The sequence below is a fragment of the Streptococcus sp. 20925_1_69 genome, assembly GCF_041432365.1.
Taxonomy (GTDB): Bacteria; Bacillota; Bacilli; order Lactobacillales; family Streptococcaceae; genus Streptococcus.
The window spans coordinates 40,775-53,731 of the sequence record NZ_JAPVZL010000006.1; the positions used below are offsets into that span (position 1 = coordinate 40,775).

Genomic DNA, 12,957 nt, shown 5'->3' on the forward strand with positions numbered 1-12,957 from the left:
GATAGACTGACAGTATCAAAACACAGTTGCTAGAAACAAGACTGGCACCCAGATTAAAGGAGGCATTCTCATGACAGATACAGACCCTATCAAAACAGCTCAGACTTTGATTACTGACTTGAACAAAGCCTACCAAGCATGCAAACAGGCAACCGCTGACGACGTCCGATTTCAGGAGCAACTGGACAATATCCTCCGCTTTCTCTCTAAAGCTGAGACAGTGGATAATCGATTCTTGATTGAACTGGAAAAATTTTACCAGACTTGCAGTCTTCTCATGGGACTCAGCGCTCTCAATCCAGACGCTCCTACTCGCACCGCTTGGCGGGCCTATGACCGTTTTCACTTTGACCAAGTCAAGACCAAGTTAAGTCTCTACGGCCCAACCATTCTCTTGTAAAAAATAAAAGAAGCTGAGACAAACTGAACTCAACTTCTTTTTTAATATCATATAAGCAATGTTAGTCCTGCATCTGACGTTTTACCTGATAAGGCAAATATAAGACTAGTAAAACCAAACCTGCACCCAGCAAGGCTAGAAGAGCAAGTTTTTCTTGGAAGGTAATCAACCCAACAACTAATTCCACAAGTAAAACAAAACTGGTCAATCCTCGGACTACCGCCTGCAAGCCTTTTTCCTTTTGCCCCTTGTCCAGTGGAAAGAGTTGGGTCAAATACTGGTAGTCAAAGGCGTGATAGAGGGCAAGCAACTGGAAGAGCAAGAGGTAGTTAAAGAGAACCACCACTGCTGTCGCAATCCAAGCTTGCTCGATAAAGACCTGCGCCAATATGGAAAGCAAGAGAAGTCGAAGACTGAGGGCAAAGAGGTCTCCATTTCGCAGATAAGAACGCAGATAGAGATTTTGCCAAATCTTCCCAGGAACTTTCTGAACAACCTTTAGGATAAAGTCCAGATAGGCACGACGCTTGACACTGTTTGAAATTCCCTTGACCTGCGTAAAGAGGGCGAAGAAACGAAGCAAGACTTGCTTGCGCTTACTTTCTTGGGAAATGACATAGTCCCAGTCCAGCCCAGTTTCAGTGAAAAATTTGCTGGCCTTTTGACGAAAGAGGATATATTTTCCTACCCCCAATAAAAGCACATAGATCAAAAAAAGTGGTAAGGCATAACCCATGGCTAAAAATAAAGGCGCAAATAAAAGCAAGAAAAGGGTCTGAACAAAGAGCCAAAAGCCTAGGGAAATAGCAGTTTGACGCTTGAGATGGAGCTTGATTTCTTCTTCTCCAACCAAGAGAAAGAGCTTGTCTGGAGCCTCCATATAGGTGGCAATTCCTCCCCAAAGTAAAAGTAAAACAGACGTAATGCCCACAAACAAAAGGATAGGCCAATGATTTTCAGGAAAATCTTGCAAGAGTTGACTGTACTGGTAGGCTAGAAAGCCCAGCAGGACAAGCAGGAACAAGACAAAGTGGTCATTGAGCACATAGCGCAGATAACCAAGACACTCCTTACGAAAAGCCTGCTTTCTCTTTAAAAACAAGTCTTTCATAGCTCCTCCTCCTTGGTCAGAGCCAAGTAAATATCATTCAAACTAGCCTCAGGCATATCAAAGGCTTCGCGCAGTTGCAAGAGATTTCCCTTGGCACGCACCTCTCCCTTGTGGAGAATGACAAAAGCATCACACATCTTCTCCGCCGAATCCAGCACGTGGGTACTCATAAGAATGGACTTGCCCTTTTGCTTTTCCACTTCCAAAAGCTGAATCAAGTCTGCAATAGCCAGTGGATCAAGACCAAGGAAAGGCTCATCCACGATGAAAAGACTCGGATCCACCACAAAAGCACAGATAATCATGACCTTCTGCTTCATCCCTTTGGAAAAATGAACAGGGAACCAGTCCAATTTCTGATCCAGACGGAACATTTTTAACAAAGGTTCTACTCGCTCAAAAGCCACCTTTTGCTCAATAGCATAAGCCATAGCAACCGTTTCGATATGCTCTCTGAGGGTCAATTCTTCATACAGGCTAGGCGTCTCAGGAATGTAACCAATCTGCTTGCGATAGCTAGTCGCATCTTCTTGCAGAGTCAGGCCATTGATATTGATGGAACCGCTATAAGGTGTCAACAGACCGATAATCTCATTGATCGTCGTTGATTTCCCAGCACCATTGAGACCAATCAAACCGACCAACTGCCCACTTTCAACGGTAAAGGACACATCTTTCAAGACAGGGACATGAACATAACCACCTGTCAGATTTTTAATTTCTAACATATTTTCTCCAAATCTGGTATAATGTAGCTATATTATATCAAAATTCAATACAGTAGAGGTAGATTTTATGTCAGATTGCATTTTTTGTAAAATCATCGCAGGGGAAATTCCTGCTTCAAAAGTATATGAAGATGAGCAGGTTCTTGCCTTTCTTGATATCTCTCAAGTGACACCAGGTCACACCTTAGTCGTGCCAAAAGAACACTATCGCAATCTTTTAGAAATGGACGCTACTAGCGCCAGCCAACTCTTTGCCCAAGTGCCAAAAGTGGCTCAAAAAGTCATGAAAGCCACTAAGGCTGCTGGCATGAATATCATTGCCAACTGTGAAGAAGTCGCTGGTCAAACAGTCTTTCATACCCACGTTCACCTTGTGCCTCGCTACAGTGCGGACGATGACCTCAAGATTGATTTTATCGCCCACGAACCAGACTTTGACAAACTTGCTCAAATCGCTGAAACCATCAAAAACGCATAAGGAGTTGCCATGAAATTATCCAATCTACTGCTATTTGCAGGAGCTGCAGCTGGAAGTTATCTAATCACAAAAAATCGCCAAACCATCACAGATGAAGTCTTGAATACCACTGACCGCGTTCAAGCTATCAAAGACGATGTGGATATTATCCAAAACAGCCTGCAAATCATCGACCAGCAAAAAGAACTCATCAAGGAATACCAAGAAGACCTGACTTACAAGTTTAAGGTCTTGGAAAAAGATATCCAGACTAGACTAGCTGTGATTAAAGAAACACAGGAAATCGAAGATAAGTAAAAAGAGCTACTCGGCTCTTTTTTAAAATGTAAACAAGTTATATCCCATCAACTATACACCATAATTTAGGCAACTCATTCACCATTTCACAACTAAATCGAAGTCTTTCCGCCGTAATGAAAACACCTGAAACAGTTTGGTTTCAGGTTTCCGGAAACTTTGAGACCTAAGTTCAAAGTTTAGGTATGGAACTTCGAAGAAGGTCGCTACCGTCCGTCATTACTTAAGGAAAGTCTTAAAAAATCTATAAAGCAAAAAGAGCCCGACGGCTCTTTTTACTTTATTCTCCATCAAAGGCATCTTTAATATGGTCAAAGAAACCTTTTTTCTTTGGATTGACTTTTAAATCACCAGCAGCTGCGAATTCTTTAAGCGCTGCTTTTTGGCGGTCATTCAAGCCTGTCGGTGTTACGACATTGACAGTAACGTATTGGTCACCAACTGCACCGCCACGAAGGCTCGGAGCTCCTTTTCCACGTAGACGGAATTTCTTACCAGTCTGAGTACCCTCTGGAATAACCAATTCAACATCACCGTGAACAGTTGGAATATCTACTGTGTCACCAAGAGCTGCTTGGACAAAGTTGAGGTTGAGATTGTAGAAGATAGTCGTTCCTTCACGTTCAAACTTGTCGCTGGCTTCCACAGAAACCACTACATACAAGTCACCGTAAGGTCCACCGTTAAATCCAGCTTCACCTTGACCAGCTAGGCGAATTTGTTGACCTGTTTCCACACCAGCAGGAATTTTGACATGTACGCTATGCGCTTGTTTTTCATGCCCTGTTCCATGACAGGTTATACATGGATCTTTGATTTCTTTTCCGCGACCATGACAGACATCACAGGTTACTTGGCGACGCATCATACCAAGCGGAGTCTGTGTATCGACGTTAATGACACCAGCACCATGACAGCGTCCACAAGTGACTGGACTTGTTCCTGGCTTAGCACCTGAGCCATTACATGTACTACAGCTTGCTTCACGATTGTACTTAACCTCTTTTTCAGCTCCAAAAATAGCTTCTTCAAAGGTCAAATTCACACGGTATTGGAGGTCATCCCCCTGACGAGGAGCATTTGGATTTCGTGAAGCACCGCCTCCGCCGAAGAAACTTGAAAAGATGTCCTCAAAACCACCGAAGCCTCCTGCCCCGTTGAAACCGCCAGCTCCACCACCGAAGCCTCCAAAGCCACCATTGGCACCAGCAGCACCGTATTGGTCATAGGCAGCCCGTTTTTGGTCGTCACTCAAAGTCTCATAGGCTTCTTGAACTTCCTTGTATTTTTCCTCAGCACCAGGCTCCTTGTTGATATCTGGGTGGTATTTTTTAGAAAGCTTACGATAAGCCTTTTTGATCTCGTCTGCCGAAGCGTTTTTTGACACCCCCAGACGATCATAAAATTCAGTATTGTTCATACAAGATACCAAGACCGTAAAATTCGACCGAAAAATAGGAAATCTGACGCTGGAGCGATGCTCCTAGGCAGATTTATCTTTTTTTCGAGAATTTAGGTCGGGTTCAATTCCTTTCTTTTATATTGAGTAAGAAACTTTGGAACCCGTGTTCAATTCCCTGAACACCTTTGTTCCTTTCTGTTATTGTTGCGGAACGAAACCACCATTTAGGTCGGGTTCAATTCCTGTATTTCATATTGATGAGACAAACCCCAAATAAATCAGGTTTAGACTCTTTTTATCGAAAAACAGAGGCTGGGTTGCAACCTCTGGATTTCTTCTTATAATTATTAACATTTAGGCAAAGCACCTTAGAATGACAATCACTTTAGTGATTAGTCATTCTTGACGAGTTAGGCTTAACTGAGTTTCGGCTAAAAACTTCGGAAAAAAGATAAGCCATCTTTTGTGCATCGCACAAGGCGATGGCTTCCTATTTTTCTTTCGTTTTCTTAACGCCTCAACATCTTACTTTTCCGTAAACTCTCCGTCTACGACGTCATCACCTGCGTTTCCTGTTGCTTGTGCGCCTTCTGCTCCTGCTTGAGCTTGTTGTGCTGCTGCGGCTTGTTCGTAAAGTTTAACAGCAAGTCCTTGAGCTTTTTCGTTCAATGCTTCAAGTTTTGCTTTCATTTCGTCCAAGTTATTGTCTTCTTGAGCTTTTTTAAGGTCATCAAGGGCAGCTTGGGCAGCGTCACGCTCTGCGTCGAATCCTTTGCCTTCAGTTTCCTTGATTGTCTTTTCAGTCGCAAAGATAGCTTGGTCTACTTCGTTACGAAGGTCTACTTCTTCTTTACGTTTCTTATCAGCTTCAGCGTTTGCTTCTGCATCTTTCATCATGCGGTCGATTTCTTCATCAGTCAAACCTGAGTTTGATTGGATGACAATTGTTTGTTCTTTTTGAGTTCCAAGATCTTTTGCCTTAACAGACACGATACCGTTCTTGTCGATGTCAAATGTTACTTCGATTTGAGGAATTCCACGAGGTGCAGCTGGGATATCTGTCAATTGGAAACGTCCAAGAGTCTTGTTATCAGCTGCCATTGGGCGTTCACCTTGAAGAACGTGGATATCAACGGCTGGTTGGTTATCTGCTGCTGTTGAGAAGACTTGTGATTTAGATGTTGGGATTGTAGTGTTACGATCGATAAGTTTTGTAAATACTCCACCCATTGTTTCGATACCAAGTGACAATGGTGTTACGTCAAGAAGGACAACGTCTTTGACATCACCAGTGATCACACCACCTTGAATGGCAGCACCCATAGCAACTACTTCATCAGGGTTAACTGATTTGTTTGGTTCTTTACCAGTTTCAGCCTTAACAGCTTCTACAACGGCTGGGATACGAGTTGAACCACCAACAAGGATAACTTCGTCGATTTCTGACAAGCTCAAACCTGCATCTGAAAGGGCTTGACGAACTGGAACTTTTGTACGTTCAACAAGATCACGAGTCAAATCGTCAAATTTAGCACGAGTCAAAGTCATTTCCAAGTGAAGAGGTCCAGCCTCACCTGCAGTGATAAACGGCAAGCTGATTTGTGTTGAAGTTACACCAGAAAGGTCTTTCTTCGCTTTTTCAGCTGCATCTTTCAAACGTTGCATTGCCATCTTGTCAGTAGACAAGTCAATACCGTTTTCTTTCTTGAATTCTGCTACCAAGTGATCGATGATTTTTTGGTCAAAGTCGTCACCACCAAGTTTGTTGTCCCCTGCAGTTGACAATACGTCGAAGACACCGTCACCCAATTCAAGGATAGAGACGTCGAATGTACCACCACCAAGGTCAAATACCAAGATTTTTTCTTCTTTGTCAGTCTTGTCCAAACCGTAAGCAAGAGCAGCTGCAGTTGGTTCGTTGACGATACGTTCTACTTCAAGACCAGCGATTTTACCAGCGTCTTTAGTTGCTTGACGTTGAGCGTCGTTGAAGTAAGCAGGAACTGTGATAACTGCTTTGGTTACTTTTTCACCAAGGTAGTCTTCAGCGTAGCCTTTCAAGTATTGAAGAATCATAGCTGAGATTTCTTGTGGAGTGTATTCTTTTCCGTTTGCAGAAACTTTTTCAGAAGTTCCCATTTTAGATTTGATAGAGATGACTGTATCTGGGTTTGTAACTGCTTGACGTTTTGCAGCATCACCAACGATGATTTCGCCGTTTTTGAATGAGACTACAGATGGAGTTGTACGGTTTCCTTCTGGGTTTGCGATGATTTTGCTTTCAGTCCCTTCAAGAACTGCAACTGCTGAGTTTGTTGTACCTAAGTCAATACCGATAATTTTAGACATGTGTTTTTCTCCTTAAATTTTAATTCGAATTTTGATTTTTGATATTTCCCTTAAGCGGTGGGGACGTGAGCAACTCCCTACGGGATTTCATCACTTATTTTTGAGCCTATTGTCTCAAAAATCCCCTGTTTCAGTAGCAGAAGCTACTGAAACTTTCACCACGGTGGGAAATATCTTCCTTGCAAGCCTCCAGCTTGCCTCTTATCTTTCTTCATAGTTTATTGTCGTTTCGGACAATACTAAATCAGTCTTTCTTACTTACTGATATATCTTCTGTAAGCAAGAATAACAATTGACCAATTAAAATAGGTTGCAATATAAGTTCTAATACTTTTTGCAGCCAAATTACTGGTTGCGTTCCAAAATAAGAAACTTGTGCTCCTTCCGAAATAGGATAAGCAAAAAATATCCCTACTACCAGAAAGAAAACGACAATTCCAATAGCCCAATTTGTAGCCGCTATCTTTTTCATTCTCATCTTCCTGCTATATTGTTTCGACATATAAAATTTCTAATTATACACTACCACCATTGCTGGTCTTAGAATGCGGTCATGGAGTTTGTAGCCTTTTTGAAAAACTTGGGCGATGGTATCTGCTGGGTGTTCATCGTCTGCTGGGAGAGTTTGGATGGCCATATGGTAGTTATGGTCAAATTCACCGTCTGCTGTGATTTCTTCGATTCCTTCTTCTTTCAAAGCGTGAATCAAGCTTTCTTGCACCATTTCCAAGCCCTTCTTCACATCATCTGTCAAACCTTCAACTGCGAGTGCACGCTCAAGGTTGTCCAAAGAAGGGAGAATCGCTTTTGCCAAGTCTTGGCTACGATAACGTTGCAAGTTTTGACGCTCTTCATTGGCACGACGTTGGATATTTTGCATTTCTGCATGAGCGCGAAGGTATTTGTTTTCGAACTCATCTGCACGTTCATTTGCCAAGTCCAACTCAGACTTTTCAGGAGTTGTTTCTTCTACCGTTTCCACAACTTCCTCTTCTTGGACTTCTTCTACTTCTTCATTTTTTATATCTTGGGCCATTTTCGCCTCCTTTAATGATTTCAATCTTAATGTACTTCGTAATGATTACTGCTGAGGTAGCGGTAAAAATCTGTCAACTTCATGGTCAAAACACGGTTGACCACATTGACTTGGTTGATTAGCTGTTGGTAATCCAGATTGACTGGACCTATAATCGCTAGAATTCCAACTCCCCGATAAGGAATGAGGAACTTGCTACTAATCACCGCTAGGTCAGCTAGACAGGACTCTTGACTGTCTGCAACACGGACGTTTTGCATCTGATCTTCACGCAACCCCTCACGAATCTCCAGAGCCACCTTTTGCGGTTGGTCAAAGAACTGATAAGCAGCTAGATTAGCAAAATTTAAGAGATTGACCTTGCCCGCCACCACAATGTTTTCGTCAAACATTTCCTTAAAGATATGTTCAAAGAGATCAATCACATTGTCCGTCGTTGTAAAGTAACGCTGGATAATCTGCGGAATCTCCGTCCGAATCTTATAGTGAATATCTAAAACAGTGTAGCCGAGGAAACGTTCCTGAATGATGCTCTTCAGTTTCAGCAAATCCTCCTGTAAGAAGTTCCTTGGAATCAGAAACTGACTAGTAACCGTTCGTGACTCGTCTAGGGTAAATACTGCCAAGGCTGTATGTTGCCCCAAAACAACGATGTCAAAGGCTGTCAAACGTTGCCTGCTCGGCTCAACATCCAGTGCTACTACCGTACAGCCACTCAAGTCTGTCAGTAGATTAGCAGCCTCTTGCAGAATATCCTCCAGTTTGAAGAATTCCTGATCAAAGGCTTTGACAATCTCATAAACCTCATTTTCAGCCAGTCGGTCAAAATCCAGTGAGTGTTTCACATAGTACTGAAAACCAGCAACACTTGGCATCCGACCACTTGAAGTATGAGCCTTCTCAAGCAAACCTTGCTTTTCTAAAGCCGCCATATCATTACGAATGGTTGCACTACTAGAGTTAATAGACTCTTGCAAGGCTTTGGATCCGACAGGTTCGTGCGTTTTGGTAAAGATGTCAATAATCAGATTTAAAATATCCTGCTGACGCTCTGTAACCATCTCATCACTCCTCTCTGTCTGATCAATTAGCACTCAACACACTCAAGTGCTAACTCATGATTCTATTATACACCCTTAGGAGAGAATGTCAAGATAAAAACTCAAAAAATTAGCACTCTTTTACCAAGAGTGCTAAAAATCAGTCTGAAGACCTAGAACCTTACCTTCCATCTACTTGGTATTTCTTTTTAAGTCTGACAAAACCATGGATTAGATAAGAAATCAGAAAGGCATATAAAAGAAAAATAATGAAGAAAGACATAGAAAGCTCTTTTTTAAATACACTCATACAAACAACAAGACCGCCTAAGAAAGTGGCTGTACAGGAACGAAATCTAGATTGCATAAATTCCCATCCGAGGCTCTTACTCGTATAATCTTGATCCTCTGTAAGTATATCAGAAGCTGGTTTACGGAGAATTGAACAAAAACCTGCTTCTATCAATTCCCAACCTCTATTTCTAAAATCTTGCAATTCATGCTGATACTTTTTAAGAAATCTAGAATCATAGATACGGTAGATGACATCGTCCGGTTGACATTGGTCAAAATAGAACAAACCAAAACGACTAGTTCTATACTTCCAGCCTTTCAAGTGCATCTCATGCAAATACTCTTCTTCCTTGTCCAAATCAAGAATAGTGAAAATCCGAAATTGCTTTTTATTTATCATGACTTCCCCTCCCATTTTGAGAATACCTACCCTCATAAATCTGATAATTCCTTCTTTTTATGCCATAACTTCCAGCCAATATAAGAAACTATTAACAAAAGGATCAAAGATAAGAAAATATCTAGCCCGACCGCAAGTAAACTCCATAGACCATACGCATTACTCCTATTGAGCAATTTAAGTAATAATGGTATATGTATGGCTAGCAAAAGTAAAACAGGTACTAATCGCAGGCTTAAAATGCGATTAACCATATCTAACTTCCCAGCAGCGTCATTATAAATTTCAAATTCTGCATCCGATTCAATTTCAGAATACGCTTTTCTAAAATAGGAAAAACTATTAAAGTCTGTAATATGCTCCCAGCCACAGTCTTTAAACAGTTGTAAATAGGAGGCTCTCTCTGATTTTTCCATTGGGTAAAAATCCAACTGATAAGATACTTGCTCAGGCTGACATTTTTCAAAGGTATACTTAACTACAAACAATAAGATAGAATAGCTTACTTTTCTAAGTTTCCAGCCCTTAGCATGCATTTCTCTAAAGTATAGAGCCTCCCTCTCATAATCCGCAATTGTAAAAATTCGATAAACAATTTTCTTTTCCATCATCCTTCCTCCCGACTGTTTCTATAGAGCCGTTCAATACGCTTCAATTCAATATCTAAGACTTTTCGTCCCAAGTCTGTGATCTGATAGATTTTCCGTTTCTCCTCTTCTCGGATAAAGGCAATCAAGTCATCCTTTTCCATTTTTGACAAGGTACCATACATAGTCCCAGGACTAATTAAAACTTGCGAATCTGTCATCTCCTTGACCTTTTGTGTAATACCATATCCATGATTCTCCTTCTGCAGACAGAACAAGATATAAAAACCCGTTTCCGTCATAGGAAGATAAACACGACGGATCTTATCCGTTAATTCCATGTATAGCCACCTCCTATTTAGTTCGATATATCGCACTTCGTTATATAAAATATATCACACCTCGATATAAAACACAAGAAAAAAGACCGCCCTCAGGCAATCTTTCTTCTATATTAGTAAAGGTCTAAATAATTATCAATTTCCCATTGTGAAACGAAGGTTGCATAACTTGCCCATTCGATTCGTTTGGCTTCAAGGAAACTAGTATAGATATGTTCTCCAAGAGCTGCTCTGACAACTTCATCTTCTGTCAAGGCTTTCAAAGCGTTGTGAAGAGTTGATGGAAGGTCTGTAATACCAGCTTCCTTACGCTCTTCTGCTGTCATGATGTAGATATTTTCTTCGATAGGAGCTGGTGCTTCGATTTTATTTTCAATACCATGCAAACCAACTTCCAAAAGAACCGCCATAGCGATATATGGGTTCGCCATCGGATCCACTGAACGCAACTCTAGACGAGTTCCCATACCACGCGAAGCAGGCACGCGCACAAGTGGTGAACGGTTACGACCAGCCCAAGCAATGTAAACAGGCGCTTCATAACCTGGAACCAAACGTTTGTATGAGTTAACCGTTGGGTTCATGATAGCAGTATAGTTGTAAGCATGCTTGATCAAACCACCAAGGAAATGGTAGGCCGTTTCTGACAACTGCATTCCTTTTGGATCATTTGGATCAAAGAAGGCATTATTTCCTTCTGCATCAAACAAGGACATATTACAGTGCATACCTGATCCAGCAATACCAAATTTCGGTTTAGCCATAAAGGTTGCGTAAAGACCATGTTTGCGAGCAATGGTTTTAACAACAAGTTTAAAGATTTGAATCTTATCACAGGCACGGAGAACTTCATCGTACTTGAAGTCAATTTCATGCTGTCCAACCGCAACCTCGTGGTGACTGGCTTCTACTTCAAATCCCATTTTGGTCAAGACATTCACAATCTCACGACGTGTATTGTCCGCAAGGTCAGTAGGTGCCAAATCAAAGTAGCCACCCTTATCATTTACTTCAAGTGTTGGGTCTCCATTTTCATCAAGTTTAAATAGGAAGAATTCTGGCTCTGGTCCAAGGTTGAAGGACTTGAATCCTACTTCTTCCATATGACGAAGTGCACGCTTCAGATTACCACGAGGGTCCCCTGCAAATGGTTCACCTTCTGTTGTATAGACATCACAGATCAAACCTGCAACACTTCCATTTTCATCTCCCCACGGGAAGACTGTCCATGTATCCAAGTCAGGGTACAAGTACATATCTGACTCATTGATACGTACAAAACCTTCAATAGAAGATCCATCAAACATAGCCTTGTTTGACAAGACTTTATCTAACTGTTCATCTGTAGCAGGAATTTCGACGTTTTTCATGGTTCCCAAAATATCTGAGAACATGAGACGGATAAAGGTAACATTTTTTTCCTTGACTTCACGACGAATATCTGCAGCTGTGATTGGCATGAGTTTTCTCCTTAATGTATGACTACTTGCGGTTGCCTAACCGCGACCAAAAGGTGACCGTACTGAAGCAAAGCGACCCTGTTGGAGGAGTTCATTGTGAAGTGCACGACGTACTTCAGTCTGACTAACCGCTTTCTTGGATTTCGCTTCACGTTCAGCATATTTTTTCTTAATGGCAGCGATATTATAACCTTCAGAGATATAATCTTTGATTTCAAGCAGACGATCCATGTCATTCAAGGAATACATGCGACGGTTCCCTTCGTTTCGATCAGGCTTAATCAACTCTTGATCTTCATAATAACGAATCTGACGCGCCGATAGATCGGTCAACTTCATAACACTGCCGATAGGAAAAACAGCCATATTTCGGCGAAATTCTTTTTCCTTCATTTACAATTTCCTTCTTTCTGTCTATTATAGTCTAAAAAAAGACAAACGTCAATTGATAATGTTATAAAATGTAACATTATTTTTCTTTTTTCTCTAAAAAGAGCCGAATACGATCAATATCGTAATTTACGAGAATTGCGACAAAAACTCCCATGAACGTTTCTGATACACGCGCAAATACGTACAAAATTGTCTCTCCACTCGGAATCGATAGGGTAATGATTAACATGGCTGCTACACCACCAATAACCCCTGCTTTGTTATTCATGGCTACATTTGTCATAATGGTTAACATGGTGCATATTGGAACAACTACTAAGGTTACCCAAAAGGCTTCGTGGAAAAAGGTATTTAATAGGAAGAAGACCAGGGCATAGAGGCCACCGATACTATTTCCTAGAATACGCGAAGTCCCAAAATGGACACTCTTATCAAAACTCTCCCTCAGGCTAAAAACGGCTGTCAAAGCACCGATTTGAAGACCTTTCCAGCCAAAAAAGCCAAAAATCAAGAGAACTAGAAAAACAGCAATACCTGTTTTAAAGGTTCGCATACCAAGTTTGAACTGGGATTTATCGAATTTATATTTTTTAAAATAACTCATAATCTCAACTTTCTATTTCCATTTTATCATAAATTGG

At 41.3% G+C, this 12,957-nt stretch carries 16 protein-coding genes; 3 read left to right on the forward strand and 13 right to left on the reverse strand.

Annotation, left to right across the window (positions count from 1 at the left end; all coding sequences use genetic code 11):
• Positions 1-70 precede the first annotated feature (70 nt).
• Positions 71-400: a helicase BlpT gene (locus O3601_RS05400; RefSeq protein WP_261048230.1), complete on the forward strand. Its 330-nt coding sequence runs from the start codon at positions 71-73 to the stop codon at positions 398-400.
• A 61-nt stretch (positions 401-461) separates the two neighbouring features.
• On the opposite strand, the gene O3601_RS05405 is transcribed toward O3601_RS05400, so the two are convergent.
• Both O3601_RS05405 and O3601_RS05410 read right to left on the reverse strand, forming a co-directional pair.
• Positions 462-1,511 carry an ABC transporter permease gene (locus O3601_RS05405; protein ID WP_371471608.1) on the reverse strand — a complete coding sequence of 350 codons (1,050 nt, stop codon included), beginning with the start codon at positions 1,509-1,511 and terminating at the stop codon, positions 462-464.
• Positions 1,508-2,239: an ABC transporter ATP-binding protein gene (locus O3601_RS05410; RefSeq protein WP_261070595.1), complete on the reverse strand. Its 732-nt coding sequence runs from the start codon at positions 2,237-2,239 to the stop codon at positions 1,508-1,510. Before O3601_RS05410 ends, O3601_RS05405 begins: the two co-directional genes overlap by 4 nt.
• A 67-nt stretch (positions 2,240-2,306) precedes the next feature.
• Here O3601_RS05410 and O3601_RS05415 point away from each other — a divergent pair, with 67 nt between their 5' ends.
• Positions 2,307-2,717, forward strand: a complete 411-nt coding sequence (locus O3601_RS05415) for an HIT family protein (RefSeq protein ID WP_261048237.1) — start codon at positions 2,307-2,309, stop codon at positions 2,715-2,717.
• A gap of 9 nt (positions 2,718-2,726) precedes the next feature.
• Positions 2,727-3,014 (forward strand): hypothetical protein, encoded by a 288-nt coding sequence (locus O3601_RS05420; protein ID WP_000777748.1) that lies wholly within the window; start codon positions 2,727-2,729, stop codon positions 3,012-3,014.
• 280 nt (positions 3,015-3,294) lie between these two features.
• On the opposite strand, the gene dnaJ is transcribed toward O3601_RS05420, so the two are convergent.
• From dnaJ to O3601_RS05475, 11 genes are all read right to left on the reverse strand, one after another.
• On the reverse strand, positions 3,295-4,434 hold the full coding sequence (gene dnaJ, locus O3601_RS05425; RefSeq protein WP_261105963.1) for a molecular chaperone DnaJ: 1,140 nt from the start codon (positions 4,432-4,434) through the stop codon (positions 3,295-3,297).
• Positions 4,435-4,941: 507 nt separating this feature from the next.
• Positions 4,942-6,765 (reverse strand): molecular chaperone DnaK, encoded by a 1,824-nt coding sequence (gene dnaK, locus O3601_RS05430; RefSeq protein WP_000034667.1) that lies wholly within the window; start codon positions 6,763-6,765, stop codon positions 4,942-4,944.
• 244 nt (positions 6,766-7,009) lie between these two features.
• Positions 7,010-7,237, reverse strand: a complete 228-nt coding sequence (locus tag O3601_RS05435; protein WP_261025345.1) for a hypothetical protein — start codon at positions 7,235-7,237, stop codon at positions 7,010-7,012.
• Positions 7,238-7,276: 39 nt separating this feature from the next.
• Positions 7,277-7,801: a nucleotide exchange factor GrpE gene (grpE, locus tag O3601_RS05440; RefSeq protein WP_000046041.1), complete on the reverse strand. Its 525-nt coding sequence runs from the start codon at positions 7,799-7,801 to the stop codon at positions 7,277-7,279.
• A gap of 26 nt (positions 7,802-7,827) precedes the next feature.
• Positions 7,828-8,862, reverse strand: a complete 1,035-nt coding sequence (gene hrcA / locus O3601_RS05445; RefSeq protein WP_261084952.1) for a heat-inducible transcriptional repressor HrcA — start codon at positions 8,860-8,862, stop codon at positions 7,828-7,830.
• Between the two features lie 160 nt (positions 8,863-9,022).
• Positions 9,023-9,535: a DUF2812 domain-containing protein gene (locus tag O3601_RS05450; RefSeq protein ID WP_261025344.1), complete on the reverse strand. Its 513-nt coding sequence runs from the start codon at positions 9,533-9,535 to the stop codon at positions 9,023-9,025.
• Between the two features lie 32 nt (positions 9,536-9,567).
• Positions 9,568-10,143 (reverse strand): DUF2812 domain-containing protein, encoded by a 576-nt coding sequence (locus O3601_RS05455; RefSeq protein ID WP_261025343.1) that lies wholly within the window; start codon positions 10,141-10,143, stop codon positions 9,568-9,570.
• Positions 10,143-10,463 (reverse strand): PadR family transcriptional regulator, encoded by a 321-nt coding sequence (locus O3601_RS05460; RefSeq protein WP_261025342.1) that lies wholly within the window; start codon positions 10,461-10,463, stop codon positions 10,143-10,145. The genes O3601_RS05455 and O3601_RS05460 overlap by 1 nt, the downstream gene beginning before the upstream one ends.
• Positions 10,464-10,576: 113 nt before the next feature.
• Positions 10,577-11,923, reverse strand: a complete 1,347-nt coding sequence (gene glnA, locus O3601_RS05465; protein WP_001122886.1) for a type I glutamate--ammonia ligase — start codon at positions 11,921-11,923, stop codon at positions 10,577-10,579.
• Positions 11,924-11,959: 36 nt separating this feature from the next.
• Complete coding sequence (glnR, locus tag O3601_RS05470) at positions 11,960-12,316, reverse strand: transcriptional repressor GlnR (protein WP_000659548.1); 357 nt, start codon at positions 12,314-12,316, stop codon at positions 11,960-11,962.
• Between the two features lie 76 nt (positions 12,317-12,392).
• Entirely contained in the window at positions 12,393-12,920 is a 528-nt protein-coding gene (locus O3601_RS05475) for an aromatic acid exporter family protein (RefSeq protein WP_000119915.1), read from the reverse strand.
• Positions 12,921-12,957: the final 37 nt, after the last annotated feature.